This is a genomic window from Pseudomonas sp. NPDC088368 (assembly GCF_044753445.1).
Lineage (GTDB): Bacteria > Pseudomonadota > Gammaproteobacteria > Pseudomonadales > Pseudomonadaceae > Aquipseudomonas > Aquipseudomonas bambusae.
The window spans coordinates 26560-52750 of the sequence record NZ_JBIVNG010000021.1 but is presented as its reverse complement, the minus strand read 5'-3'; the positions used below and the strand labels follow the sequence as shown (position 1 = coordinate 52750).

The window sequence follows — 26191 nt, the reverse complement described above, 5'->3', positions numbered from 1 at the left end:
GCACCAAGGATGGCGGCGTAACTTATGTGTTAGGCAAGCCCAAGACCCGAGCTACGCTCCCTGAAAACCATTCCGAGCCAAGATAACCGGCAGTTTAACGTCAGGTCTGCGCCACAGGGCGACCAGCTGCTTTCAACGCTCACGCCCAGATCGCCGTTTCGGTATTAATCTCGGCGACAGCCGTAGCGTTGTACTGACGTTGTCGATGCAGGTCGTCACGCATCTTGGAAAAATTGAGCTTTCTCGTCCCTAAATTCCTAAGGACGATCTCTGATATTTTGTAGGTGCCACAGTCCCGACAACTGACAAGCTCACCGGCTGAACTGGACTCATCTTGTTGGGCGTCCAGCTCGCAAAGGTAACATTTCATGCCTCTCCCCCTTCCTGGTAATCGTGATGGTGGTAAGTCCCTCGCCCTATCCAGACTCAGGTATCGCCCTGAGTACAGATCAATCCCACCCCAATTTCTTGATTTCTTTTCGATACGGGGTCTCGATCTGGTCAGGCACGTTATCCATATAATACTTTGCATGCTCCAATGTCTGACCATCCAGGCCGATCAGGTATGAGAGGACATCGTCGAGCGAGGGAATAAGCCCCTCGACACCTTCGAAGCGTGGTGGCAGAGCGGTCCAGATAATCGCATCCAGCTGGCGATCAGCTGCCCATTTACCCAGTGTGCCTACGGTCAGACTATTAATGGTGAAGATACCTACACCGTCCTCTCGATCAACAGGGATTCTCTCCCGCCTGCGCAGCGCAGACACCGCGTCGGAGAGCGACTGGAAACTCAAGGGTGCCCACAGCACTTGGCACGGTGGGGCATTCAGGCATATGGCTGTCGCGAGCTCTCCTCCATCTCCTACGCGGGAAAATTCGATAGGCAGCATCGGGCCGTCCGTTTGCCATTCTGAGGCGAGTAATAGTTCTCCCGGGTTCCAGATCAACGACCCCCATCCGAGACACGCAATTTTCATATTCTTCCTTAGCCAAGATTTGGTTTATGCCGAGCACAGCCAATAAAACGGGTGAATTGGAAGTCGTACGTTGCGCTCAGGCAGTGCTCCATGCATTAGGTAAGCAGGCCTGCTTTTGCATACCAGCGCTTAGCATCGGTATATAGCTGCGCTTTCAACGTGCTAACAAATCAAGAGCCTCAACGACGAGCACACCGCAACTGATAACAAATATGAAGAGGCCAAGACATACAGAGGCGCGAGACCCTAGTCGATTAGCCAATGGCACATGGTGATTTTTTCCGAGCGTTTTCATGTCCGAGTCCTTTGGAAATGAAAAAAAGGGATGCCTGCGAACAGGCATCCAATACCGTGGAGAGATCAGATGTCTTCTTTGCCTTGAGCCAAGCCAGAACCAAGATCAGCACCGGTTACCGGGTTTGCGGTCAGGTCCGATTTTGTACGCTCTTTCATCATGGTCAGCGTGACAGCATCCGCTTCGGTCAGCTCGACAGCAGCTGTGCCGTCACCGCCATCGACTGCTGGCTGCGGATTCTCGACATATTCAAAGTCTGCATCACTGTTCCAAGGGCCGCGTACGTTCGGCTCACCATTGGACATGCTGAAATAGGTACGCGAGAACTCAGGCATGCCGGGCAGCTTGCCTTGTGGGAAGTTCGGCTGAATCGAATGCAGGGCTTTTTCAAACGACAGTTGATGCGCAACCTCACGTGTCATCAGGAACCCGAGCGCGTCTTTGATGCCTGGATCGTCCACCACATTCATCAGGCGCTCATAGACAATCTTGGCCCGTGCTTCAGCTGCAATGTTGGAGCGAAAGTCCGCGGTAGGTTCGGTAATCGAATCTACATATGCAGCGGTCCACGGGACTCCGGCAGAGTTAACCAGCGGCGCGCCGGCGCCGTACAGGATGCTGGTGATATGCGAATCGTTGCCCGCACCATTGATGGCACGATAGAGCTCACCTTCCTCCTGTACACCTTCGGCAAGCTGTCCTTTCGCGCCTTTGTTAAGCATGACGATGATCGAACCGACGATTTCAAGGTGACTTAGCTCTTCGGTAGCAATGTCCATCAACAAATCCTTGCGGCCTGGATCTTCCTCAGCCAGGGCTTGCGTAAAATAGCGTGCTGCTGCGGCAAGCTCACCTTGTGCCCCGCCGAATTGCTCAAGAAGCAGGTTTGCAAGACCTGGGTTGGGTTCAGCCACACGGACGGTGTATTGAAGACGCTTATTGTGTAAGAACATTAGGCTTTCCTCTGGCTCAGGTTGTGCGCAGTGCCTCTATGGGCATTAGCGCGTTCACAAGTTTCGAGGAGGACCAGCCCTGATCGTCTCTGTTATTTCTGCGCCTTAGGACGAACGGTAAAAACACCCCCCCCCCGGGGGAAGTTGGCAAACCAGCACAGTGGGCACTGGCTTGCAGAGGCTATCGCGGACCTATTTCTTCGCCTCGGTATTTGGGTTCACAGAGCGTGCTAAAAAAACTTCAGTTAGCTCAGGCAAGTGCGCGAGTAGCCACTGAGCCATTGCTTCTTCCTGTGGCAAGATTTGTTCGCAGGCCGCTACCGTTTGTGCATCACCTGCAGCTTTGGCGGCAGCGATCAACACGGTGTAAGTAGCGATTTCAACATTTTCGAACACGTAGCCTGCCATGGCACCTTTGATGACCTCGTCGCTCATCATGGAGCCACCGATGGCCTGTCCAAATGCCATGAGCTTGCCGGCAATGTCCTTGAGTGCAGAGGAGCTTCCGCCGAGCCGGGCAATACACTCATCGACCAGCTTCTGCTGACCGAGTGTTTCCTGAAGATGCTGATCGATTCGTGCCTTCAACTGTGGATAGTGTTCCAGTCGCTCTGACTGAGCCTTGAGCATTTTCTCGGCTTGCTGCTCCATTGCATGCGCATCGCGTAGCCAGTCGAGAAGATTTTCTTGAGGAGTTGCCATTAGATGGTTCCTTACGTGGGTTCAGGACGGCTCGCCGGGCGCAGCTGTGTGATGGATGGCTCCACGGCAACGACGAGTCTTAAAAAAGCCCACTAGGCGTGGGCCAAAAGGAGTTTTGACCACGGATTCACATCCGTACTACAGCTGATCCCCTATCCCCTCGATGCGTTCACTAAAAATGATCAGGTGTACTGCGCCTGGTGGAACGGTGCGTTAAAACGATGATACAAGCTCCCCTCTGGCTGTCCTAAGAAATGTGAGCCAAACATTCATACTGCGGAGCCTCCTTATGTTCAGTCGACACTACCTCTCATCCATTGCCCTCGCCGTGCTCTGTGCACTTGGCAGCGCTACTTACGCCGCCGATGAACCTAGCGTCACTCTGGATAGGCCTGGAGCGGGCATGAAGGAGATCAAGGAAGGTGACAACGTTCCGGATCAGTACCAACGGGACAGTCTTGCCATCAAGGATTGGGACAAGCGTCACCTCAAGGTGCCCCAGAAGAATGAGCAGTGGGTTGAAATCCAGGACAAATACGTCCTGGTAGACATTCCGACAGGCACGATCAAAGAGATGATCAACAAATCTGACGCCGGCAAGTGACCGGAAGTTGAGGCGGGCTGGCGGTATGATTTGCCGCAATTGTCCTCTTCGATTCTGGTAGAGAAACGCTCGTTGTCGCCGTAACTTGAGGGAGAATTAAAATGGACATGTCTTTGCTTGCCTATGTTTTGGTCCCTATCATTGTTCTTCTGGACCTCTGGGTTATTGCCAGCGTTTGGCGCACGACCAAGTCAGCCAATACCAAAATGGGCTGGGTGCTGCTGGTCCTGATATTGCCGGTCATTGGTGTCGTCATCTGGGGAATAGCGGGCCCTCGCGGTGTTGCGCAGCCGCCAACCTCAAAGGAGCACAGCAAAGGGTAATCAGGTTTGCTCGAGTAGCTGGAACGAAATAGCCCGTGCGAACACGGGCTATTCTCGTTCAAAGGTGAAGCAGTCCGTACGGCTACGTTGGTTTGATCAAACCTTGCTTGAAGCGCTGGACAAACAGGGCTGTGAACATGCCTCGTTTCAACGCTTGAGCATCAGAGTGAAAATGCGCTAATGCACGTTGATATTTAGCGTCAGAGTCGGCAGACGACTCGGAATAATCGCTTTTTGCTAGCGTCATAAATCGCCTCCAGTATCGCGTGACTCATTTTTTAGCAAGCGTGGCAGCCTGATTACCGCCTTCCTCGGCGACAGCAGTCAGCTTTTCATCAGCCGCCTTTTCTTCTGCGAGTGTCTCAGCGAGCAGATTTGCCGCATCGGTCATGCCGAGGTGCTTGGCCATCGCGATCAGCGTACCGTAGGAGGCGATTTCATAATGCTCAACCTTCTGGCTGGCACCGATCAGCGCGGCATCGAGTACCTCGCCTTTTTCAATCTCGTCGAGTAGCTCCTTGCTCTCCTCGATCAGACCTTCCATTGCCACGCATTTCATTCGCTTGAGTTTCAGGCCAGCTTGTTCGACGAGTTGGTCAATGCGCTCGATTTGGCCCTGAGTCTCCTCAAGATGGGATGTAAAAACTTCGGCAAGTTTAGGATTAGTGGCGGCACGCGCAAGCCGCGGCAGCGCCTTGGTGATCTGCTTCTCCGCGCTGTATACGTCAGAGAGTTCGTGGATGAACAGATCGTCAACAGTTGTTCTAGCCATGGGATATTCCTTGTCCGTTGGGGTGGAGACTGCTTGCGTGGACATTTTTGCCCATCAGTAGACTCGACCAGCGTGGAGTGAGGGCTGTTCCTTGCGCCTGACAATGCACCGACAAAAGGTGATCAGAGTGACCCACCGAAATTCGGTGAACGACCGGCCATGCGCATTGCTCAAACATGCGTGGCGGTTGCCACTTCGTTGACCCAACAAAAGGAATGCTCCCATGGCTCATCTCTTCAAAACCTCAGCACTCGCCCTCATGGTCACACTGGCCGGTCATGCCTATGCGGCTCAAGATAACGATGATTTTGTTGAAGACGCGTCTGCCAAAGGTGTGGCCGAAGTGGAGGCGGGTAAACTTGCCCAGGAAAAAGGCAGTGCTGCCGATGTGAAAAGCTTCGCTGACATGATGATCAAGGATCACACAGCGGCCAATGCCAAGCTCAAGTCAATTGCCGATAGCAAAAAACTTAAGGTTTCCGATGACGCTCAACTGATGGACAAGGCCAAATCGATGATTCTGGAGCTGCGCAGTGCCAAGTCCTTTGATCAGGCCTATGCGAACAACCAGGTCAAGGCGCACGAGGCAACCATCAAGATTTTTGAAGACGAAGCGGCCAACGGTAAGGATGTTGAGCTCAAGGCCTTTGCTGTCGAAACGTTGCCAAAGCTGAAAGACCATCTGGCTCATGCGCAGGCCTTGGCCAAGGCGCACGGTGGCGATGCTGCAAACTGATCTCCGGGTCGCCAGGTCCCGATCTAGCGACCTTCACGGGGCACTGTAGAGGAGCAACGGATCAGGCTCGGATGTGCTTCACGTCCGAGCCTGATGATGCAATTTCTGCCCTCAATTTTCCGACGAGATTCGCAATGTCGCGACTTGTCTGAAGACCTGTCACAGAGATGCCCCCTGTGACCAGGTTGGTCCCGGCGGACTCGTCCATCAGCTCGATTGTAAGATCACCGTTTGTATCCATCGTACACCGGCATTTCATGGGCAAAAAACCCGATTCGATGATATGTCGCAGTTCCAGCAGAGACAGGCTCATGACCTCATTCCTTTTCTTGTGAACGGGCGTGACAATTGCGGGGAGTCGGCACTGGCGCCTCGGCAATGTTCATAAACCGTTTGCCGCAATACACACAGATATAGCCATCAAAATCGATGCCGAGGTAATAGGCCTTACGTACTGCGGCGTGGGGACAGTTTTTCAGCACCTCTGATATTGTTTTGATATCCATTTCGTGGTGTACCTAATAAAAAAGCCCGCAACGCGGGCTAAGGACTTACCGAGGATGTGCAGTTGCAGCACATAGAGGTTGACCTTGGGATATCTGAAAGGTCTTTTTTATATTTAGCTGTACTTCAACATTTGGAGAGCATTCCATCTATACGGATGGTGCAATCCATTACTATAGGCGTTTTTTCTCCCGGTTCTATACAGTTTGAAAGGGAAATATTCTCAGTTATCACGAAATAATCTAACCGTCACTCTAATCACCAGTCGATTATTTTTTCATCGAGTTACTAATCCATCCAAACGCGTGTTAATTTCTATTCAAATGAGTGAACCTGATAGTCCACGGTGTTGAGACCTGACTCTCGATAAAGATATTTATCTGGTCCCGAAAATAAATCGAACGTAGGAAGGCTATAGGAAACTAATATTACACCTCGCAAAATGGATGTTCAGTCATGCGCATTGGCCTTATCACTCACAACCAGTACGCTCTCACAGAGCCTATGTACGGAGGCCTTGAGGCCTTCACGTATGATATCGCTATGGAACTACGGGCACGGGGCCATGATTTGACTGTGTTTGGAGTTCGTGGCTCGTCTGAGAAAATAAAATCCTTGCCCTGTTTGAGCCCAGGCGCCTCGGCAGGATTAGCTCATGAATGCGAAGATTTTGGCCTACTTGCGCATCATGAATATCTGCAGATCATGCTCACAATCGATCTCTATGGATTGGATGTCATATTTAATAACAGCCTGCATTATGTGCCAGCCACAATGGCCACTTCCATCGCCACGCCGATGCTGACTGTACTTCATACGCCCCCTATCCCTGAGCTTCGCGAAGCCTATGCCTACCCCAATGTAGGGGGATATTTATGCTCTCCATCTCATGCAAATGCTCGAAATTGGGGCGGACTCATCTCCAGGTGTGAAGTGATACCTAACGCCGTTGATCTCCAAATGTGGAAACCAAGAGGCGCAAAGTCAGACTTCGCTATCTGGTCTGGACGTATCGTGCCGGAGAAGGGGTTACATCTGGCCATTGAAGCGGCCCGAATGGCGAACATTCCTTTGCGTATCGCGGGCCCTATCTCCGATCCGGTTTACTACCAGCAGTGTATCCAGCCGCGTTTGGGCTCCGGTGTTACCTACCTTGGTCATCTGGCTCGGCCGGCATTGGCGGCTGGAGTAGCTTGTGCATCAGTCGCGCTCGTTACCCCCTGTTGGGAGGAGCCTTTCGGGTTGGTAGTGGCCGAAGCGATCGCAAGTGGAACCCCTGTAGCCGGTTTCAACCGAGGTGCTCTTTCAGAGTTGGTTACGCCTGAGGTAGGAGTTCTGGTAGAGCCTGGTGACGTGTCAGCATTAGCGGCAGCGATCCCGTCCGCTATTGGGCTCTCAGCGGATTGCTGCCGCTCATTGGCACAAACACGTTGGGCTTTTTCAGAACAGGTGTCGCGCTATGAAATTGCACTGGCGGAGACTGCGCGGTCTCGGTCGAGGAAGTCTCCTATTAAGTCTGCCCCTTCCTACACGGATGGTTTTCATTGATGGGCAAGCAACACAATGCACTGGTAAAGCACATATTGGATCAGTTACAGGATCTTCGCGAGACTGTTAATGACTTGAGGATCCTCGATATGACTGAGGTTGACTCATTGCGCGGCGCGCAAACAGCAGACACCGATGAGGCATTGCATCTTTCGTTTCTAGCACTTCAAGAGCAGCTTGCAGGAGTGGAAGAAACGGTTGCGATGATTGCTGAGGCGACCGGTGATGTGGCCAAGCGTTGAGTCAAAGCCATCTATACATGTTTAGCCGCCGACGGCGGGTCACTCGGTCAGCGCCGCCGCATGATGATAGCCAGCTATATAGGCTATCGCTACAGAATGATGTTTATCTGATACTGGTTTTTAAAAGCTTATAACAAACGAAGCGGTCGTTTGAATTGTATCCCTCCGCATGGGTGACATTAATACAAACATTTATATTTAAACTCACCGTTCGTCAGTGGCTATGAAAATCAATGCGGTATTTTCTGTAGAGGGGGGTTCCTAATTTATGTTCGCTGAATGGTCAGTGAATATAAGCATCGGAGATTTACAATGAGTACTAATAACCAAAATCCAGGAAACTTCGCTAATGACCGCGAGAAAGCGTCAGAAACAGGTAAAAAAGGTGGCCAGGCGTCCGGTGGAAATTTCGCGAATGATCGTGAAAAAGCGTCGGAAGCCGGCAAAAAAGGCGGGCAGCAAAGCCACGGTGGTGGCCGCTCCTCATGATTGAAGGGGCAGGGGCGGCTTTGCCGCCCTGTCTCAAATACTTCGCCTGTAAGGAGCTTCTAATGAAAGAGCGAGCAACGCTGATATGCCGGCGTGGAGAGGAGTTGTTATTCGTTCGCAGGCGGCAATGCAGATGGAATCTTCCTGGCGGTAAAATCAAGCGCTCGGAAACGCCTCGAGACGCTGCTTACCGGGAGCTGGCTGAGGAGACAGGGGTATGTCCTACAGATCTATTTATTCTGGCACGATATGTTTCTGGCAACTCCATGCATTTTATTTTTGCTGTTGATGTGGGCCCTGATCAAATCGCTGTCCCCTAAAACGAGATTGTTGGTTGCACCTGGTGACCTATCCAGCACATGATAGATGCATAAAGTCTGCAGCCAAACGGTTGCTACGCAAATTCGTGACTGAGCTTCGCTATGGCTGATAACCACTGAGACAAAACAAGGACCGCCTGTGGCGCACCCAGTATGCGAGAGCGGCTGCGCTCATGCCGACTCTCCAGCCATCATCCGGGCGTGAAAATGAGGGAGCATCGCTAGTGCATGGACGGCAGCGTCATGCTGCAGCGTTGCTCGATCCCCAAAGAAACGATGCTTGCGCGTAAATACGCTCACCGATTGTGATGCACGAATCCCCACGCAAAACAGACGGTCCCCGCTGGAATGCCATCTACATCCTCTGTTCCGCAGAGGCCAGTGGTCGCGATCGCCACGTTAGCCGGGCTGTCCCGCAGTACACCTATTGCCATTTCGTGTGCAACTTCTATGCTGGTGAGGTTGAAATACTCGATGGTTTTCGGGTTCACACCCAGCAGGCGCTGTTTAGCCTCGGGTGAGTAAACTACATAGCCGCATTCAACCAGTGATCCACTACCTGGCACCTCGGCCAACAGGGCAACGATACGTCCAGCGGTACAGGATTCCGCGGTGGCGAGCAGCAACTCGTGCTGTTCAAGGTATTTGACCGTTTTTGCAACGTCCATCGAAGTTCTCCGATAACTGCCTCTGAACGCAGATTCGACCTCGAGCAGATGGTTTGGATCAGTCGCTTTGGGTGGTCACATGTTTGAGGGTCTAATAGAAACTATCTGTCAATGCATGATGCCCAACTGGCTACTAGGGTGACTCCATTTTGCGTCATCTACTTTTGGCCATGCAGCGGAGCAACCATGAGCAACTGCAAGGTCATTCATCATGGCGCAGGGGAGGGGGTGACCGGTTCATGCCATCAGCTTTGGCTGGACGATGATACGAGTGTGTTGATCGATTGTGGGCAGTTCCAGGGCAGGAGGCTGGCAATGTTGAAGATAGGTTTGGATTGGATTTCCTGTGAAAAAATGCCGTGTCGGCCATCACAGGTATGTAATGCCAGCGCGGTCACGATTTGTACGACTGCTATCGACCCAAAGCTGACACTGCTCCCTCGTACTGGCCAATGTTGAGCGCATGTTGTATGAAGCGTTAAGCCTAGATCCACTTGCGGGGTGCGCTTTAGCCATCCCTCACTGTGAAATGAATGCCCCAATGCCGTGGGCGCGTGGAACCACTGCCTCCCACCAAAGTCTTCTGAAGAGACTCCCAGTCTTCTTCGGCCCAATTTACAGGCACAACCGGCGATAGAGCCTTGGGTTAACATACCCAATCGCATGCAAATCTTGCAGCCGCCATCCAAGGCTTACCTCATGACCTCCTCCGGCAAGCGCTCCGCCAACGTCCCGCAGCGCAAGGAAGTGATTCCCAGCACTCTGCCTTTTCCCGTGGTGGGCATTGGTGCTTCGGCGGGGGGACTTCAGGCCTTGAAGGTCTTTTTTGCCAACATGCCGGCTGACAACGGTATGGCCTTTGTCGTCATCCTTCACTTGTCACCCGACCATGAGAGCCTGGCTGATCAGATCCTTCAGCAAGTTTCGCAAATGAAGGTACGGCAGGTAGCAGAGACGCTTTATATCGAGCGCAACACCGTTTACGTCATCTCACCATCGCATTATCTAATGATGAACGATGGTTACATCACCGCCACTCCCTCAAATCGCCAGCCTGGCGCGCAGATCGCTATCGACCTTTTCTTCAGAGATCTCGCAGATGTTCACAAGGAGCGAGCATTTTGTGTAGTCCTTTCAGGGACAGGATCTGACGGTGCCGTAGGGCTTTCCCGGATCAAGGAGCAAGGCGGCGTTACCTTGGCACAATCCCCAGAGGACGCAGAGTTCGATGGCATGCCGTTGGCGGCGATCGGGACACAGATGGTCGATGTGGTGCTGCCGGTCGCAGAAATGCCGGAGAAGCTTATCGAACTTTGGAAAAACTCCAGGTCGATGGTGCTTCCGGCGGCGGATTCTGCAATCAGAACAGCGCCTCCTGCTACCGAAAGCGATGCAGTGGTGGCGGAGCAGCACCTGCAAGACATTCTTCACCAATTGCGTGCGGGTACTGGCTACGACTTCAAGCACTATAAGCGGGCTACCGTCTTGCGTCGTATCGAACGACGCATGCAGGTAACGGCGCAGCCTCATTTGGGCGCGTACTACGACTATCTGCGAAGCCATCCTGAAGAAACCAAGGCCCTGCTGGGAGACATGCTGATCGGCGTCACGAATTTTTTTCGGGATCGAGATGCTTTCGAGGCGCTCGAACGCAGCGTGGTGCCGACACTGCTCCAGTCGCTGAAGGACACCCTGCCTCACCGCGAGGAAATCAGAGTCTGGTCAGCCGGCTGCTCTACGGGCGAAGAAGCGTACAGCCTGGCAATTCTCATGACCGAGCATATGGCGCAGGAAGGCAGCAATGCCCGACTTCAAGTATTTGCGACGGATATCGATGACCGGGCGATCGCATTCGGTCGCAACGGTATATATCCCGAGGCCATTCTGACTGACGTACCGACCATTCGCCTGCGCCAGAACTTCACCAAAGAGAACCACCAATACCGCATTCGCAAGGACTTGCGAGAAAAAGTCCTGTTCGCACAGCACAGCCTCCTGCTGGATCCGCCGTTCTCTCAAATCGATCTGATTGTGTGCAGAAATCTGCTGATTTATCTGGATCGGGAAGTGCAGCGTGAGATTATGCAGATGTTTCATTTCGCCCTGCGTTCGGGGGGGTATCTGTTCCTGGGTAACTCCGAATCCATTGACGATTGTCTGGAGTTTTTCACCGTTATAGACAAACGTAATCGCATCTTCCGAGCCAAAAGCGCCGTCAATCATCTGCGGCGCGCTCCCGCAATTCCTCGCGGTGGCTATCCACGGCCTTTACCGGTACCGACCGCAGTCCCCCCCGCCAAGCAGTCAGTATCTCCAAGAGTTTCTCTGGCCGATGTCCATCTGCGTGCCCTTGGCAAAGCGGCGCCTCCAAGCGTTGTCATCGACACCGACGCCAACATTCTTCATATGAACGAGGGGGCAGGCCGCTACCTGCGGCACGTCGCTGGAGAGATGTCTCGCAATCTGCTGACCGTGGCTCATCCCGAACTGCGGCTGGAGATTCGCACCACGCTTTTCCAGACACAACAGACCGCCAGTGTTGTCTCATCTCGCAAAGTCAGAATCACCCTTCACCAGCGCGAATGCCTGGTGGGCGTCACGGCTCACCCTTATCGAGACGACGTGACCGAAAACGACTATGTACTCGTGTTGTTTGACGAGCAGGAGGTCGATTCCCACGACGCCGGAGGTCAAACTCAGACAGAGAGCCAGGTGCTGACCAGCCTGGAACTGGAATTGCAGCGCACCAAGCTTCATCTGCAAGAGACGCTGGAGCAGTCAGAAGTCTCCAGTGAAGAGTTGAAAGCCTCGAATGAAGAGATGCAGGCCATCAACGAAGAGTTGAGATCAGCCACCGAGGAGCTGGAAACCAGTAAGGAAGAATTACAGTCAATCAACGAAGAGCTTCTGACGGTCAACCACGAACTCAAGACCAAGGTTGAGGAAACGGACAAGGTCAACGACTACCTCTCCAACCTGATCACCTCCACGGACATCGCCACTGTTTTTGTTGACCGAAACCTGCGCATCCGATGGTTCACTCCGCGCGCCACGGATATTTTCAGCATGCTGCCGGTAGACACGGGGCGGTCACTGCTGGACATCACGCATCGGCTGAATTACCAAGAGATGGCTGACGATGCGACGGCGGTATTTGAATCGCTCAACATGATGGAACGTGAAGTCAGTGGCAATGATCAACGCTGGTACCTCGCCCGCCTGCTGCCTTACCGCTCGAACGAAGATCATATCGACGGCACCATCCTGACGTTCATCGATATGACCAAACGGCGTGCCGCTGAAGAAGAACTGCGCCAGAGTGAAGAGCGCTTGCGGTTGGTATCAGAGAGCACGCGAGATTTCGCGATCATCATCCTTGACGAGCAAGGTTTGATCATCGACTGGAACATGGGCGCGGAACTGGTCTTCGGCTACGCCAAGAGCGAAGTCCTGGGCCGACGCTACGATTTGATTTTCTTGCCGGAAGACTGCACGGCGGGCGTTCCGCAAGCTGAGCTGAACGGAGCCCGTCTGAACGGACGAAGCGAGGACGAGCGGTGGCACAAGCGGAAGGATGGCAGCCGCTTTTATTGCAGCGGAGAGGTAACCCTGCTTCGTGGGGAAAGTATGCAGGGTTACGTGAAAATCGCCCGCGATCTTACGGGGCACAAGCGAACCCAGGATGAACAGGACATTCGTCTGGCCGCCACCCAAACGAGCAATCATCTAAAAGACGAGTTCTTTGCGGTCATGTCCCACGAGCTGAAACATCCGCTGAACCTTATCCAGCTTAACGCAGAGCTACTACGTCGACTGCCGTCGATAAAGTCTACCGTGCCCGCTGTGAAAGCGGTCAACACCATCTTTGAGGCTGTATCGAGTCAGGCGCGCATCATTGATGACCTGTTGGATGTCGCCCGAGTGCGCACCGGCAAATTGAAGCTCAAAAGGCAGGCGGTAGATCTTGGGCAGGTACTTCGAGATATCCATACGGTGGTTGTCAACGCTCGACACGGTTGCGAAGTTACCCTTCAATTACCGCCCGGCGCAGATGCACCGCTGGTCATCGATGCCGATGGCACCCGCTTGGAGCAAATCATCTGGAACCTGCTGAATAACGCATTGAAGTTTACGCCTGAGGGTGGTCGCGTGGAGTTGTCCGCTTTCAAAAACGAAGGTATGGCGCAGCTAGACGTGACGGACAGCGGCATTGGTCTGAGTGAAGAGGATCTGCAAAACGTATTCGACCTCTTCAGCCAGGCTGAGCATCAGCACGCTACCCATCAGCGTGAAGGCTTAGGCATTGGTCTCTCTCTGGTACGCCAGCTCGTGGAGGCCCATGGAGGTTCTGTAGAGGTCTATTCGCAGGGTGTAGGCAAAGGTTGCACGTTCAGTATGCGGCTGCCGTTGAAGCAGAATGAACAATTTCCGGATCACTCCCCTCAATTGTCGGAAGACACAGGACGGCTCCATGGCGTACGGATTTTGCTGGTAGACGATTCGCCTGACGTGTTGGAGGTCATGCAGATGCTGCTTGAAATGGAGGAGGCCCAGGTCGCCGCGTTTTCCGATCCCCTAAAGGCGTTAGAGGTCGCAAGAAAGAACGAGTACGACGTCATCATTTCGGACATCGGAATGCCCGTGATGAATGGCCACCAGTTCATTTTTGAAATACGGAATCTGCCTCAATTTAAGCAAGTTCCAGCCATCGCGCTGACGGGCTATGCGACCCCTGATGATCATAAGAAAGCGTTGCAGTCAGGTTTCACACACCACATAGGCAAACCTATCTCCCACGACACGTTTGTTGAGGTGATTGAGAAAGCCTACGGCGGCGAACCCCGCTTGGTATAAGGAGCACCTGGAAACTTTTGGCTTATGGCAGTTTTTATGCTTATGGTGTCAAGAGCCCCGGTTGAATATTTGACCGGCCGGTTCGGCGAGGCCGGGCCAACGGTGGATAGTAGATGCAGGGTCCCAGGGACTGGTCGTTCTCGGGAGTAAATAGTGTATTTGGAGTGAAAATTCTCAAGTTGTACCGCGGTGTCACTAACTCCCTCTAGCTGATTTAGTCCGTAGCTAGAGGCCGTTCTTGGCCGTTTAACGACCGTTGCTCAGGCAGCCCATCCTTGTCCTTCCACACATGGAGGACATGTCATGAGCATCATTGCTACCCGCAGCCGTCAGCCCTGGAACAAAGGAAAATTGGTCGGGCAGAAACCCCCGCTACGACTGAGAGATATCTGGTCTATCCGAGTAAGGCTTCAAATTGCAGAAAGAACTCGGGATCTGGCTCTCTTCGATCTCGCCATCGATAGCAAGCTTCGAGCTTGCGACTTAACCAAGCTCCGCGTGCGCGACGTCGCCCACGGCGAGCACGTATCATCACGAACCATGGTCATGCAGCAGAAAACGCAGCGGCCTGTGCAGTTCGAGATTACTGAACAAACACGGTCTGCTGTCGCAGCCTGGATACGTCAGGCCAAGCTACGCAGCGAGGACTGTTTGTTCCCTAGCCGACTGCATACATCTGACCATCTATCCACTCGGCAATACGCTCGTATAGTCAAAGGCTGGGTGAAAGCCATTGACCTTGATCCAGCCATGTATGGCACTCATACGATGAGACGTACGAAGGCATCACTGATCTATCGCAGGACGAAAAACCTGAGGGCGGTTCAACTGCTGCTCGGCCATACAAAGCTGGAGAGCACCGTTCGATATTTGGGGATCGAGGTCGATGACGCCTTGGAAATGGCGGAGCAGACCGAGGTTTGAGATGCCTAGCGACGGTCGAGATCAGACCGTCGCTAACCGACCCATAGCAGTCACTCACTCCATGCAATTTGTGGGTGACCTCAAGGGATCGGCGCTACCGCTTCAACGCATTTTCAATGCGCATCAAGTAATGCCTCAACGGAATACGGCTTTTTCAGCAGTCAAAACCATGGTGAGCAACCCCAGCCAATGCCTGGCTGTCGACGCCGATGCAGCATTGCCCCATGGGCTGACGCCAGACTGACCTACCTCCAGACCGGAGCATTCCCATCGCAGGCATGGCCGTGGAAGCACCAGACTGGGGCAGGGAGGTCCCGGCAACTGGGTCAATTCAACATGGCCTCCAACACTTAGTTTCGAGCTTTGCCCATCCCCCTGTGGGCATGAGCCAGATTGTTCCTTCCGCCGACCCCAGCGTACCCAGCCCAAATCAGTGCCGTCATCTAGGATCACCGGGAACGCCGCCTTAGGATTCGGAAAATAGACCCGCACGGGCTCGTACGCCCGGTTTTTGTCCTTTGCTTCGCCTGCACGCATGACGATCACCTCGCATTACGCCGCTCATCTCATACAGCATTGACCGCTGTCGGATGGTCTAGTTAACTGTACGCATATACAGTTAGTTGCAGTGGCTCACATGCAATTTTTCATTACCCCACGACGATGTAGGGGAAAGTTTCTACCAATGGTTCCTGCGAAGCGAACGACAGTGATCCGTGGGGAGCTCACCATCACCAATCGCGTGTGCGAGCACCTACATCGACATTCTAATGTGGCCACGGTCATGGCTACCAACGGTGAGATCAGGCTGCTCCTTCCAGAACTCTACGACGCGAACGTATCGGCCATGGCTCGTGAAGGATTTACGCTCAGCGGCATCCAGCTTGAAGAGGATGTCTGGTAGGCGCAGTCCTGGTGGTGCAGGCCCATTGCCTGAGGAGAATGGGAAATGACGGATGAAGCGGTCAGAGAGCGTGAGCTTGAGCTCTGGAACATCTTGCTCAACCACGAGGTGCGTAGAGAGCTTGCGATTGATCACTGGAGCGGCGAGTTAACTGGCCACGCTATGGCACTGGCAAGGCTGGGAGTAATCACCCTTGGCGAGCTCAATGAGATGCTCGATTACGCCGACGCCGCCTATAGCTATGTGATTGAGCAGCGAGACCCACATGAATGGACGCAGGCGATGAGGGTTGCACAGGAGAACGAAGGCCCTGCTCCCAAACCGACGGAGGACATGCAAAAGTCCCGGTTTCCTGCCGATATGAATTTGAAGAGACGACCTGGAGAGTCATGAATGGACAGCACTACCCAAACTTTGCGCAGAGACCTTCAAGGCATTGCTGCTGATTTGAAATGGTCAGCCGTTGAGCTGGTGAGGATTGCAGAGCGGCTGAGTCAAGCCGGCAATGAACCTGATGCACAAGCTTTGCACCGGATGATTGCCATGTTCCAGCGTGAGGAGGGTCGTCTAAGCACCATCGTCAACGAAATTGCTGCGGGCCGAATAGTGCAATTGGACGAGACTACCGTCTAGGGATGGTGTCTACGCATCAAGCCCGTCGAACCTCTCGGCAAGCGCCTTGATCAGCGCATTCACGTGAGCATTGAAACTATCCAGCCGCCCTTGCACCTGATCGGCTTCCGTGACGTTACCGCCTTGGGACAGAGCTTGGCCGAGGAATGATTCGATGGTCGACGTCAGCTCAACCTGATTTTGAACCACGTCAGATAAGGCGGCAGTGAATGCGTCTTTCATATTCAAATCCTTTGAAATTTAACCTGCTTAGAATTGGCGGCAATGCCGCTGTTGGCCCAACTTATCCAGCAGCCTGAGAGCATCGTTGAGGATAGCGCGGTAGGCGTCATGCTGCTGATTCTGACCCAAGCGTATGGAAACAGAAATTAGTCGCAATTAGGTCGAACCATCGCTCCTCGCTTGTGCCTTAACTGGTAGTTAAGGGATTTAGGCAGGGAGTGGCCAATGTTGGTAAACAAACGGTCTAAACGCCAGATCGAAAGTCTGGTGTCCATCCGCGAATGGCATCTGACCAGTGCGCTTCGGGCCCAGGCCGAAGGGCGGCGCGAGCAAGCGCAGTTCCATATGAACTACTATCGACTCCTTGAGCCTGCGGTTTCGGGTCAGGAAGCTGGCCGGGCACTAGAGATGGACGCTCAGCAGGATTGCTGGTCAGAGTGATGTTGCAATCCCAGGTCTTCGTACCGTTCAGTTACGTTGATCGACGGGGCCGGAACTCTTGTTGTGATAGGGTGCCAAATCGCCATCAGTGATTTATAGGCACCCCAGCTCATGCTCGAATCGCGTGCCGTAAGGCTTTTGGCCACCTTCATCGATGACTCCCCTCGCAGAATCGATCCTCTAGATTTCACGGCGTTGTTGCACTTAAAGGATCGAGGGTATGTGGACGTGACGATTGCCGAGGGGAAGGTTGTTGCCGCCAGAACTTCAAAGGCAAAAGCGATGATCAAGCGCTGGTAGACCGCGATGCGTTGCTCTACCCCCGTGTAATGGCGATCTAGGGCACTCAAGGTGCTGGAATTCTGCTCATTGCTCTCCAATTGGCCGCACAACGGCAACAATACATCGATGATGAGAGGGAGGCCATGTTGACCCATCGACATTGGCGACACTGGCTCAGGTCAAGCTTATGGCCCGGCTATTCATCTCGACGGCGTTTCAGGAGTCTGCCAATGATGTACCCAGCCATGACCGTGGCAGCCGTTGTTGCGAACAGGAACGCGGGGTTAGGGCGTTTTTCCGGCAGGAGTTCATCTGCTGAGCCACACGTTTGCTCTGTAACCCCCTCTGGCTGGGCGGCAGTCTCCAGTTCCGTAATGGTCAGGGATCTGCCATCACCCAGCGTGAGGGTGAGATCTTTGATGGTGCCGGCCACTCCACCTGGGAAAGCGAACTCCCCTGTCGAGCTCAGCTGGTCATAGATGAAGTGATCACCGTCTAACCAGCCAATCGCAGTCAGGAGCTCGGGATGAAGAAAGTATTTGTCGTCTAGAAAGAAGCCTGCAAATTCTGGCGCTCCGCGTACGTTCTCGATGCTGTATCGCCGGCCCGCCATCATGCCCGTCAAGCGATTCATAGGATGCTCCTTCGTTGATGAGTGATAGAGGCACCTATAGCGTGAACGTTCCGCAAGGTGGATCAAGGGTGACGATAAAGCCAGAGACCCCTCTGGGCGGTCACCCCCACTTCCGTCATTCGATATCCAATTGCACCCAGCAGTGAAGTGGGCATCCAATGGTTGGTGTTGGGCTGGTGATCGGCAACGCTTGCAAGTATCCCATCCTCCTCCCCCCGATAATCCGGATGCTTCATCATCCTAGTAGAGTGAGAAAAACATCATGGGCGTTGCTGTCACCGCTGCTGGTCTCGGGATCGAATTCACCGCCCCCAACGCGAATGGGTTCTACAGGTGGCTGGTAGCAAGCTTTCTCATAGGCAAAAGAATCAGGTCGTCCGTGGCCGTTGAGGCCTATCGAATGTTAGTGCATGAATATGGGCTGGATACTCCTGCCAAACTCGCCAATTGCTCTCATGGCTCACTAGTCAGAATACTGGGGCGAGCAGGATATGCCAGGTACGATGAATCTACTGCGAGAAGGTTGCGACTACTGGCGACTGGTTTAGATGAGGCGCTGGCGACTCGCGTAGAGGCAATCAGAAGCGGGGCGACAGATACTATTGAGCTCGGGAAATGGTTACTGAGTTTCGAGGGCATTGGGCCTAAGACCCTCGAAATATTCATGAGGGAAGCGGGGCCGGTCTTACAGTCCTGACCGCCTCGTATCAGAATTCCGCGTCCTGAATTTCAACGCGAGTTTGGGTAGAGTCGGCTTTCTACTCTTTCAGGCTGTCGGTCTACCGCTGGGCCTAGAAGCGTTAGTAACGCTTTGGAAATCACTGTTCGTTAAGCCTGCCCTTATGCCGTGCATTACAAATAGTGGCGAGGTTTGACGGTTCGTTGAGTCCTTGGGGAATACTTTCAAATTCATGGAACGAGCCGCAGTGCGCGTCATCTGATCAACCTGTCGAGTAGGGGATCTCAGATGAGCAACACGGCGGTAGCGGGGTGTTTTTTTGGTATTGCTTTCGCCTGGTGCCTTCTTCTCTTCGGCATCCTGGATTATGTATACCGGTAGTCAGCCAGGTCATTCCTCGGGTTGAAGGTCAGCCCGCATGATCTAGCTTTAGCCTATGAGCTTGGAGGAGGCCTGCGATGGAAATGTCAGCTGAGAGCGTGGCTAGGCATGTCACGAGATTTATCGACTCGATACGCTCAGAGGGTGGTGAGCCCTTTGCACAGCGTAACGCGATCTTGCACTGGAATATTTGAGAGAAGCTTACAAGGTCGGGGTAATCGACCACGCGGCATATGACGTCCATCTTGGAAGAATCGAGCAAGCCCTCAGCGATTGGCTCCTGCGGTTCGATGTCGGCTGGGACTGGGCTGACACCTATTCTGTGCCCTCGAAAGCATAGGGGGAGCTTTGAGCGTATGGAGATTGCGGGGCTAATGTCAGCTTCTTTCAGGTGATGGGCAGATACACTCGGAATACGGTTCCTTCATCCGCTGTGGACGCTGCTTCAATCCGTCCACCGTGCCCTTCGACAATTTGTGCGGCTATAAACAGGCCCAGTCCCAGGCCCGCAGATGGCCCTTTTTCCTCGTGGGCATAGGTCGAATAGCGTCCCTCAGGATTAAACAGATAAGGGATCGCACTCGCTGGAATGGGCTCTCCAAGGTTATGCACGCTAAACGTCGCGGTCAGGCCATCGCATTTGAGGTCGACGTGGATAGACCTGCGTGATTCGCCATGGCGTACGGCATTGCCGATCAGATTCGCAAAGACCTGCGCTATCCGAGCTGGATCGAACCTTCCCCGTGCAGGGGCTTCTTCTTGAAAGCTAATCTGCGCGGCAGGATGGCCGGTTCGAATCTCATCAATCACCGATCTGCAGATTTGATTGAGCTCGGTCGCCTCCAAAGCCAGAGGCATGCCCGTGCCCAGATTACTGCGCGCCAAATCCAGTAGATCATTGACCATGGCATTTGCCCGGCTGACGCTTGTCCAGATTTGAGTTGCGAGCACGAGGTCATGTTGCTCCAGTGTTGTCTTTTTGCGCAGTAACTCGCTGGCCATCAACACCGCACCCAGTGGCGAACGCAGATCGTGCCCTAACACCCCAAGAACTCGTTTTCGAGTGGTCTCGACAGCTTGGCCAAACGCCGCGATTGACTCGACGAGTGCTTGGTCTATGGCCTCATTGAACCGAATGATGTCTGTCACATCATGTTCGTCATCGGTGCGCTCTCGCGCCAACCAAAGCCTCAACACACTTGATCTCAACGCCCGGTATTCAGACACCATCTGATCGAGGGTGAAACCATCCATGAGCCGTATCACCGCATGACTTTGCGCAGCCGTTTCGTCCTCAGCGGCTGGAGCGAGTCCTTGCGATTTATCAATCTGCTGTTGAGTGGTTTGAGAGGTACGCATGTCCACAGCGAGAGCTTTGAGGATTTGCTCAGCATGGTTTCTCAATCCTGCCGTATCCAGCGCAGGCATCGGCGTGATTACCGTTCTGGCGAAATCCTCCCAAGACTGAAGGATAGGCTCCAGATTGTTGAGGATGAAGCTTGCAAGTCTCATGACCCTGAACATCCTTATTGTTGACGCGGCACCCAGCTCGCGATGTCGTTGAGAGGCTCAGCTTAGTTTATCGAGGGGTGGAAGGACGACAGACTGTGCCACCCATCTGACTCAGGAAACGAGATCATCGTATGCCTCACTAACACATAACACTTTCTGCGGATGCGTACGATGCCCACGACCGTCCTCTTGGTTGACGACGAAGAGATGCTGCGCTCGTTACTCTTCGAAGCGCTGTCACTCATCGATATAAACGCTGTTCAGAGCAGCAGCGCCGATGAGGCCCTAGCGTTGCTGGAGGCACCCAATGACTTCGCCCTGGTGATCACTGACATTTGCATGCCAGGCACAATGGACGGTCTATAGCTTGCTCAAAATATCTGGGTACGTTGGCCAGGATTGCCAGTCATCCTTTCATCCGGAAGTCGATCAGTCTCGAACGAGTCCCTCCCTGCCAACGCATGCTTCCTTCAAAAGCCCTGGACGCTCGATCAGTTGCATCAGGTGGTGAGGCACTATCTGGGAATGTGATGCTCCTAGAAATAATTAGAACGTCTCACATTTGGCTGACTCTGAATGCAAATCCTTGCGAAGACAATCTGGTGGCCATTTGGTATAGGTTAGAGGTCGTTCGAGGCATAGAGATGTTCGACTGCCTGAGGCAGGTGAAGCAAATAGTGATGACCTCATTGCCGATCGGTCAACTGTGCTCCGTCATGACCGCTGTTCACCGTTTCACCGGTATCTCATACGTCTATGTTGACGATCAATCCGTGGCAGTAGCCATCGGAGCATCACTCGCCAGTGCGCCTCGGGAATCCCCCGTATTTTTTGTGACGTCTCGCGAGATCGTTCCCGGTGGCATGAATTACTACGATTTCCCGTGATGCCTACGCCCGGATATTGCAGAGCCGGGGCGATTGTGGAGGTCGGAGGAGCGCCATGACTCTGATCACTCCTCGTTATAGTGGGTCTATCCCTTACTGTGCTCTTTGGAAGTCGGAGGTTCGGCTACGCCACGTGGCCCGGCGATTCCCCAGATCGCTAGACCGATGACCGGAAGTGCCAGGATAAGTACGGCCCAACCGAATTTGGTGCCGGATGATTTAGTCGTACGCCAAATGCTTGCAAGGGCCCACATGTCTACAAGCAGGAGAAGGATCGCCACTCCAATCCACAAAAATGTCAGCTCCATTTCACACCTCTGTTTGGCTGCTTACGTTGCGGGGATCGCGGTCGGTGAATCGAGCTCTGGTAGCTCAACGTCGTCCCTGCCCGGAGTGAGGATGACCTTGCGACAATCCTCTTGTTTCTTGTCGAAGATCTTGTAGCCTTCAGCCGCCTGCTCCAGTGACATCCGGTGGGTGATGATGGCCTCGGGTGAGAGGCGACCAGTTTCGATGTGCTCAAGCAGCTCGGGCAGGAATCGCTGAACATGGGTCTGGCCCATCTTGAAGGTGAGCCCTTTATCGAACGCGTCTCCGAACAGAAAACCGTGAATGAAGCCCGAGTAGACGCCGGGCACGCTGACGGTGCCGCCGCGCCGCACTGCCGCGATGCACTGGCGCAGGGCCTTACCGCTACTGCCTTCGAGCTTGAGGGTGGCCAGGATCGTTTCAGTCGTGCTGCCCTTGGCCTCGAATCCGACTGCATCCACCACGCCATCAACGCCTCGCATACCCGGGGTTTGCCGAATGATCGTGTCGGCAGGGTCGTCGTCTTCATCAAAATTGATCGGTATGACGCCATAGGTTGCTTGCGCGTAGGCAAGGCGATAGGGGTGATGGTCGACCATAAATACCCGATCAGCGCCGAGCATCCGGGCAACCGCTGCGCAGAGGAGGCCGACCGGGCCAGCGCCGTAGATGGCGATGCTGGAGCCTTGGCCGATGCCGGTATTGGTCACGGCTTGATACGCGGTGGGCAGAATGTCCGAGAGGAACAGTACCTTCTCATCCGCCAATGTGCCCGGAACCTTGAACGGGCCGGTGTTGGCTTTAGGCACGCGCACGTATTCGGCCTGGCCACCCGGAATGCCACCGTACAGGTGGCTGAAACCAAACAGCGCCGCACCCGGCGGGATGGCTTTCTTGTTGATGATCGCGCCACGACCGGTATTAGTCGTTTCACAGGCCGCGAACAGATCCAGTTGGCAGAAGAAGCAGTCTCCGCAAGCAATAACAAACGGGATTACAACGCGATCCCCCGGCTGGACGGCAGTCACGCCTGAGCCCGTCTCTTCGACGATCCCCATAAACTCGTGGCCGAAGATATCGCCGTGCTCGACTGTGGGAATCTTGCCGCGATACAGGTGCAGGTCTGAACCGCATATCGCCGTTGCGGTGACTCGCAGAATAATGTCGTCCGGCGCTTCGATAATCGGGTCAGGGACAGTGTCCACTTTCACGTCGTGGGCGCCGTGGTAGGTAAGTGCTCTCATGGTCTAACTCCGCAGATTTATGGGTAGTAGACAGCGGAGGCGTGGATGCGGGGTTCGTTCAGGATTTTCGTGAGCAACAGGATCAGCGGCAGCTAATGTGCCTCTGGTAAGAGTGGGGTCATGAAATCTGAGAGGAATGCCGCGCCGCTGGGTCGGAATGTAAGCGAAGCAGCGGGCGAGCGATTGAGGTGTTTGATGATCATAGAAGGAACAGTCGAATATCTAAAAAAACATGCATTGATTTCGGCCACGGCAGAGTCATGCACGGCAGGTCGGATCGTTGCCCTACTCGCTGAAATCCCGGGGAGTGGATCGCTGGTGGAATGTGGCTACGTGGTGTATTCCCCGGAAGCCAAGCAGCGCCTGCTTGGGGTTAGTGCCAAGACTATCGCTGATTTCAACCTAACCAGCGTGGAGGTGGCACGGGAGATGGCGATGGGCGCACTTCGGGATAGCCCTGCAACGGTCGCCATTGCTACTACCGGTTTATGCGGCAACGAAGACGTTGATGGCATTCCGGCAGGCACTGTCTGTTTCGCTTGGGGATTCGTAAATGCGGATCGCTATTGCGTGTTCACCCGCAAGCACCGCTTTTTCGGCGAGCGCGAAACCATGCAGCACGACGCCGCGCTACATGCACTGAAGCACTTGCCGCAGTTCCATCAACGCATGCTCGCAGGTGAAACGGCTTAGAGATCAGGAGAGGTATCGATGACTGAAGAAACACTCTTGGAACAGCTGCTGATGGCTCGGGGGCCAGGTGGAGAAGAGCTAGAAGTCCGAGAAGTTTGTCAGAAGGAGCTCCAACAGCACTGCGACGAAAGGTGGGTTGACGATGCAGGTAACTTGGTGGGGCTGATTCGAGCAAAGCCAGCAGAAGGCAATGGCACCGGTGGTGTACTGGTAATGGCGCATCTGGATGAGATCGCCATGACAGTCAGACGGATCGGTGATGATGGAACCTTGGAGGTGGTGGCACTAGGGGGTGCCAATCCGGTCAATTTCGGCATGTGCCCAGTCGATATCCTGGGTGATAAACAGAAATGTCCCGGCGTGCTTTCCTTCGGCAGCATGCACCTTACAGCACACTCAAAACAGGGCAGGGATGTCCAGACCGGTAATGTCCGATGGGAAGACGTTCATGTCGTCACCCGACTTGGTCGAGAACAACTTGAGAGAGCCGGTATTAGGCCTGGCACGCGGGTTGTCATGAGTCGACACTGGCGCAAACCGTTTCCCTTGCAAGACGCAGTCGCAGCCCACTTTCTCGATGACAGGGCTCCAGTCTTGGCGGTGTTGAATGCCGCAGCACAGCTTTATGGCCGGCGGTCAGAGCTCATGCAAGACGTGTACCTTGCGTTTACCACCATGGAAGAAGAAACCAACGCGGGCGCACTGTTCGCGGCACGCCATCTGCCTTGCAGAACAGCCATTGCTGTGGAGGTCGGGCCCGTTGCCAAGGAGTACGGCACGGTGCTCTCGGCGAATCCAATCATCGTCGCCGGCGATGAGAAAGGCCATTACAGTCGCCAGGTCACAGATGCTCTGATTGCCGCAGTGCGTGAAGCCGGATACGAAGCTCAGGTTGCATTGCTCATCGACTTTGCTTCCGATGCCAGTGCGATTTTGAGTGTCGGCGTGATGGGAAAGGTGGGGTGTGTAGCGATACCGACTGAAAACACCCATGGATTTGAAATCATTCTGAGGGACGGGATCGCGGCGTGTTCCTCGACACTTGTGCAATTGCTTACCTGTGATCTCCCGGTCTAGATGTAACAAGAATTTTCCGTGGTCACTCAGGTCAGATCATTTATCTAACGCGGGAGTGCCATGATGAAATTTTGGAAGTTTTCCGAGCGGTTATCGAAATGGATGGGCAGCCCGAAGACGTTTTTGACTGCAATCACGCTGGTGGTTTTATGGGCGGCTTCCGGGCCATGGTTTCACTACAACGATGCCTGGCAGCTAGTGATCAACACCTCCACCACCATCATCACCTTTCTGATGGTCTTCCTGATCCAGAACACCCAGAACCGTGATACAGACATTTTGCACATCAAGATTGATGAGCTTTTGCGGGTGACCAAGGATGCTCAGAATGCCGTGCTCAGCCTAGACAACCTCGATCAGAAAGAGCTAGCGGCGCTCAGAAAGCGGTACAAGGCGCTGGGCGCTGATGAGGTCAACGATCCTGATTCCACGGCTGGCGATTCCTCCAATCAAAGCACCGCTAACTAGATCTACGCAGATCCAACACCGAGCTTGCTCGAATAGTGAATGCGCTGTTATAGTTGAAGGTTCCGATGGACTGTCCAGCGCAGTCAAGGCTTACGGGGTTGATGATGGTGCAGGTTTTTTTTGAAACCACGGAGGTTCAGTGCAAATAGGGCCATTTGCAGAATGATGAGCGCGTAGGCCTGGGCAGGCCAGCCCCAGACGACCCACAAGACATTGCTCGCGATGAAGGCCCAGAATCCCATCATGCGTCGACGAGGTTGCTGCGAACCGATGAGCCATGCGGCTATCACGGTGACAACCATCGCCGGCCATTGTAGCCAGTCCACACTGTTCAATAGTTTGATTTCCTAGGATAAGTTGAGTTAAGGCTGCTCACCGGTTATTCAGCCGCACGGCGTGCGTCCTTTGAAACTGCGGCCCTGTTTTTTAGAAATCCTCTGACGTTCATTCCACAAAGTACTATGTCCAGCAGCGCGACGGCATACGCTTCGACATAGAGTCCCCAGACGACCCACAGCAGATTGCCAATAATGAACACGGCGAAAGCCGTAGTCCGACGCTCGGCTCGCTTCGAGCCGACGAGCCAAGCGGCTAAAACTATCGCCATCATCGCCGGCCATTGAACCCAGTCCATGTCTTCACCTATGTTGCGGCAACCATCTTCGGTGACGATGTCAGCCTTTTGTCTTCGTTGGGTCAGCAGCTCTTGGGTAGGTACGCTCCTCCTGAATCGTGCCGTCCTCCTTATGGATCTTCAGTGAGGCGCTTTTACCCTCCAGAAACTCGCTGGCGAGCGCGACGATCTCGGACTTGGTCGACGCAGTTTTCGACACTCGATCAGCACCTTGTTTCTTGAGTGCCCAGCCTTCATCCGTCTTGGTGATGTGGTAGTTGTCCATGATGTTTCTCCTCAG

General features: G+C 53.8%; 31 protein-coding genes and 1 pseudogene. 16 read left to right on the top strand and 16 right to left on the bottom strand.

Annotation, left to right across the window (positions count from 1 at the left end):
* Window positions 1–449: 449 nt before the first annotated feature.
* From ACIQAL_RS30955 to ACIQAL_RS30945, 3 genes are all read right to left on the bottom strand, one after another.
* Window positions 450–890 (bottom strand): hypothetical protein, encoded by a 441-nt coding sequence (locus tag ACIQAL_RS30955; RefSeq protein ID WP_401152404.1) that lies wholly within the window; start codon window positions 888–890, stop codon window positions 450–452.
* A 447-nt stretch (window positions 891–1337) separates the two neighbouring features.
* Window positions 1338–2225, bottom strand: a complete 888-nt coding sequence (locus tag ACIQAL_RS30950) for a manganese catalase family protein (protein ID WP_401152401.1) — start codon at window positions 2223–2225, stop codon at window positions 1338–1340.
* Between the two features lie 192 nt (window positions 2226–2417).
* The gene (locus ACIQAL_RS30945; protein ID WP_401152398.1) at window positions 2418–2927 is read right to left on the bottom strand and encodes a ferritin-like domain-containing protein; all 510 of its coding nucleotides are present in this window, start codon (window positions 2925–2927) and stop codon (window positions 2418–2420) included.
* Between the two features lie 289 nt (window positions 2928–3216).
* Between ACIQAL_RS30945 and ACIQAL_RS30940 the strand changes: the two genes are divergently transcribed.
* The gene (locus ACIQAL_RS30940; RefSeq protein WP_401152396.1) at window positions 3217–3531 is read left to right on the top strand and encodes an RcnB family protein; all 315 of its coding nucleotides are present in this window, start codon (window positions 3217–3219) and stop codon (window positions 3529–3531) included.
* A 101-nt stretch (window positions 3532–3632) separates the two neighbouring features.
* Window positions 3633–3854 (top strand): PLD nuclease N-terminal domain-containing protein, encoded by a 222-nt coding sequence (locus ACIQAL_RS30935; protein ID WP_401152393.1) that lies wholly within the window; start codon window positions 3633–3635, stop codon window positions 3852–3854.
* 82 nt (window positions 3855–3936) lie between these two features.
* Here the strand turns inward: ACIQAL_RS30935 and ACIQAL_RS30930 are convergent, their stop codons facing one another.
* Both ACIQAL_RS30930 and ACIQAL_RS30925 read right to left on the bottom strand, forming a co-directional pair.
* Window positions 3937–4101 carry a hypothetical protein gene (locus ACIQAL_RS30930; RefSeq protein ID WP_401152390.1) on the bottom strand — a complete coding sequence of 55 codons (165 nt, stop codon included), beginning with the start codon at window positions 4099–4101 and terminating at the stop codon, window positions 3937–3939.
* A 24-nt stretch (window positions 4102–4125) separates the two neighbouring features.
* Window positions 4126–4626 (bottom strand): ferritin-like domain-containing protein, encoded by a 501-nt coding sequence (locus tag ACIQAL_RS30925; RefSeq protein WP_401152388.1) that lies wholly within the window; start codon window positions 4624–4626, stop codon window positions 4126–4128.
* 223 nt (window positions 4627–4849) lie between these two features.
* Between ACIQAL_RS30925 and ACIQAL_RS30920 the strand changes: the two genes are divergently transcribed.
* Window positions 4850–5362 (top strand): DUF4142 domain-containing protein, encoded by a 513-nt coding sequence (locus tag ACIQAL_RS30920; protein ID WP_401152385.1) that lies wholly within the window; start codon window positions 4850–4852, stop codon window positions 5360–5362.
* A gap of 61 nt (window positions 5363–5423) precedes the next feature.
* Here the strand turns inward: ACIQAL_RS30920 and ACIQAL_RS30915 are convergent, their stop codons facing one another.
* Window positions 5424–5675, bottom strand: a complete 252-nt coding sequence (locus ACIQAL_RS30915) for a DUF1652 domain-containing protein (protein WP_401152383.1) — start codon at window positions 5673–5675, stop codon at window positions 5424–5426.
* A 4-nt stretch (window positions 5676–5679) separates the two neighbouring features.
* Window positions 5680–5868, bottom strand: coding sequence for a hypothetical protein (locus ACIQAL_RS30910; RefSeq protein ID WP_401152380.1), 189 nt, complete (start codon window positions 5866–5868; stop codon window positions 5680–5682).
* Between the two features lie 454 nt (window positions 5869–6322).
* Here ACIQAL_RS30910 and ACIQAL_RS30905 point away from each other — a divergent pair, with 454 nt between their 5' ends.
* The 4 genes from ACIQAL_RS30905 (at window position 6323) to ACIQAL_RS30890 (ending at window position 8465) form a co-directional block, all read left to right on the top strand.
* The gene (locus ACIQAL_RS30905; protein ID WP_401152378.1) at window positions 6323–7414 is read left to right on the top strand and encodes a glycosyltransferase; all 1092 of its coding nucleotides are present in this window, start codon (window positions 6323–6325) and stop codon (window positions 7412–7414) included.
* Window positions 7414–7656 carry a hypothetical protein gene (locus ACIQAL_RS30900; protein WP_401152375.1) on the top strand — a complete coding sequence of 81 codons (243 nt, stop codon included), beginning with the start codon at window positions 7414–7416 and terminating at the stop codon, window positions 7654–7656. Before ACIQAL_RS30905 ends, ACIQAL_RS30900 begins: the two co-directional genes overlap by 1 nt.
* Before the next feature lie 312 nt (window positions 7657–7968).
* Window positions 7969–8145: a general stress protein gene (locus ACIQAL_RS30895; RefSeq protein WP_401152372.1), complete on the top strand. Its 177-nt coding sequence runs from the start codon at window positions 7969–7971 to the stop codon at window positions 8143–8145.
* Window positions 8142–8465 carry an NUDIX domain-containing protein gene (locus tag ACIQAL_RS30890; protein ID WP_401152369.1) on the top strand — a complete coding sequence of 108 codons (324 nt, stop codon included), beginning with the start codon at window positions 8142–8144 and terminating at the stop codon, window positions 8463–8465. Before ACIQAL_RS30895 ends, ACIQAL_RS30890 begins: the two co-directional genes overlap by 4 nt.
* 171 nt (window positions 8466–8636) lie before the next feature.
* Here ACIQAL_RS30890 and ACIQAL_RS30885 read toward each other — a convergent pair.
* Window positions 8637–9133 (bottom strand): annotated as a pseudogene (locus tag ACIQAL_RS30885) (CinA family protein).
* A 699-nt stretch (window positions 9134–9832) separates the two neighbouring features.
* Here ACIQAL_RS30885 and ACIQAL_RS30880 point away from each other — a divergent pair.
* The 4 genes from ACIQAL_RS30880 to ACIQAL_RS30865 all read left to right on the top strand — a co-directional run bounded on the left by ACIQAL_RS30880 (window position 9833) and on the right by ACIQAL_RS30865 (window position 16448).
* Entirely contained in the window at window positions 9833–13987 is a 4155-nt protein-coding gene (locus ACIQAL_RS30880) for a CheR family methyltransferase (protein ID WP_401152367.1), read from the top strand.
* A gap of 303 nt (window positions 13988–14290) precedes the next feature.
* Window positions 14291–14911, top strand: a complete 621-nt coding sequence (locus ACIQAL_RS30875; protein ID WP_401152364.1) for a tyrosine-type recombinase/integrase — start codon at window positions 14291–14293, stop codon at window positions 14909–14911.
* Between the two features lie 949 nt (window positions 14912–15860).
* Complete coding sequence (locus ACIQAL_RS30870; RefSeq protein ID WP_401152362.1) at window positions 15861–16208, top strand: hypothetical protein; 348 nt, start codon at window positions 15861–15863, stop codon at window positions 16206–16208.
* The gene (locus ACIQAL_RS30865; protein WP_401152359.1) at window positions 16209–16448 is read left to right on the top strand and encodes a hypothetical protein; all 240 of its coding nucleotides are present in this window, start codon (window positions 16209–16211) and stop codon (window positions 16446–16448) included.
* 9 nt (window positions 16449–16457) lie between these two features.
* Here ACIQAL_RS30865 and ACIQAL_RS30860 read toward each other — a convergent pair whose 3' ends face one another.
* A complete protein-coding gene (locus ACIQAL_RS30860; protein ID WP_401152357.1) occupies window positions 16458–16670 on the bottom strand; it encodes a hypothetical protein in 213 nt (70 codons plus the stop codon).
* A 225-nt stretch (window positions 16671–16895) separates the two neighbouring features.
* Here ACIQAL_RS30860 and ACIQAL_RS30855 point away from each other — a divergent pair, with 225 nt between their 5' ends.
* Window positions 16896–17111 carry a hypothetical protein gene (locus tag ACIQAL_RS30855; RefSeq protein WP_401152354.1) on the top strand — a complete coding sequence of 72 codons (216 nt, stop codon included), beginning with the start codon at window positions 16896–16898 and terminating at the stop codon, window positions 17109–17111.
* 478 nt (window positions 17112–17589) lie between these two features.
* On the opposite strand, the gene ACIQAL_RS30850 is transcribed toward ACIQAL_RS30855, so the two are convergent.
* Together ACIQAL_RS30850 and ACIQAL_RS30845 are read right to left on the bottom strand one after the other, a co-directional pair.
* Entirely contained in the window at window positions 17590–18027 is a 438-nt protein-coding gene (locus ACIQAL_RS30850; RefSeq protein ID WP_401152351.1) for a short chain dehydrogenase, read from the bottom strand.
* 1447 nt (window positions 18028–19474) lie between these two features.
* Window positions 19475–20599 carry an ATP-binding protein gene (locus ACIQAL_RS30845; RefSeq protein WP_401152348.1) on the bottom strand — a complete coding sequence of 375 codons (1125 nt, stop codon included), beginning with the start codon at window positions 20597–20599 and terminating at the stop codon, window positions 19475–19477.
* Window positions 20600–20770: 171 nt separating this feature from the next.
* On the opposite strand from ACIQAL_RS30845, the gene ACIQAL_RS30840 reads away from it, so the two are divergent.
* The gene (locus tag ACIQAL_RS30840; protein ID WP_401152346.1) at window positions 20771–20965 is read left to right on the top strand and encodes a response regulator; all 195 of its coding nucleotides are present in this window, start codon (window positions 20771–20773) and stop codon (window positions 20963–20965) included.
* A gap of 607 nt (window positions 20966–21572) precedes the next feature.
* Here the strand turns inward: ACIQAL_RS30840 and ACIQAL_RS30835 are convergent.
* Together ACIQAL_RS30835 and ACIQAL_RS30830 are read right to left on the bottom strand one after the other, a co-directional pair.
* Window positions 21573–21794 (bottom strand): PLD nuclease N-terminal domain-containing protein, encoded by a 222-nt coding sequence (locus ACIQAL_RS30835; RefSeq protein WP_401152344.1) that lies wholly within the window; start codon window positions 21792–21794, stop codon window positions 21573–21575.
* A 21-nt stretch (window positions 21795–21815) separates the two neighbouring features.
* Window positions 21816–23039 (bottom strand): zinc-dependent alcohol dehydrogenase, encoded by a 1224-nt coding sequence (locus tag ACIQAL_RS30830; RefSeq protein WP_401152341.1) that lies wholly within the window; start codon window positions 23037–23039, stop codon window positions 21816–21818.
* Window positions 23040–23234: 195 nt separating this feature from the next.
* On the opposite strand from ACIQAL_RS30830, the gene ACIQAL_RS30825 reads away from it, so the two are divergent.
* The 3 genes from ACIQAL_RS30825 to ACIQAL_RS30815 all read left to right on the top strand — a co-directional run bounded on the left by ACIQAL_RS30825 (window position 23235) and on the right by ACIQAL_RS30815 (window position 25277).
* Complete coding sequence (locus ACIQAL_RS30825) at window positions 23235–23732, top strand: CinA family protein (protein ID WP_401152338.1); 498 nt, start codon at window positions 23235–23237, stop codon at window positions 23730–23732.
* Between the two features lie 18 nt (window positions 23733–23750).
* Window positions 23751–24809 (top strand): M42 family peptidase, encoded by a 1059-nt coding sequence (locus ACIQAL_RS30820; protein ID WP_401152335.1) that lies wholly within the window; start codon window positions 23751–23753, stop codon window positions 24807–24809.
* 63 nt (window positions 24810–24872) lie between these two features.
* Complete coding sequence (locus ACIQAL_RS30815; RefSeq protein WP_401152414.1) at window positions 24873–25277, top strand: low affinity iron permease family protein; 405 nt, start codon at window positions 24873–24875, stop codon at window positions 25275–25277.
* Between the two features lie 83 nt (window positions 25278–25360).
* Here ACIQAL_RS30815 and ACIQAL_RS30810 read toward each other — a convergent pair whose 3' ends face one another.
* The 3 genes from ACIQAL_RS30810 to ACIQAL_RS30800 form a co-directional block, all read right to left on the bottom strand.
* Window positions 25361–25579 carry a hypothetical protein gene (locus ACIQAL_RS30810; RefSeq protein ID WP_401152412.1) on the bottom strand — a complete coding sequence of 73 codons (219 nt, stop codon included), beginning with the start codon at window positions 25577–25579 and terminating at the stop codon, window positions 25361–25363.
* Window positions 25580–25656: 77 nt separating this feature from the next.
* A complete protein-coding gene (locus ACIQAL_RS30805) occupies window positions 25657–25911 on the bottom strand; it encodes a hypothetical protein (protein WP_401152332.1) in 255 nt (84 codons plus the stop codon).
* 40 nt (window positions 25912–25951) lie between these two features.
* Window positions 25952–26176 (bottom strand): DUF2188 domain-containing protein, encoded by a 225-nt coding sequence (locus tag ACIQAL_RS30800; protein ID WP_401152330.1) that lies wholly within the window; start codon window positions 26174–26176, stop codon window positions 25952–25954.
* Between the last annotated feature and the right edge of the window lie 15 nt (window positions 26177–26191).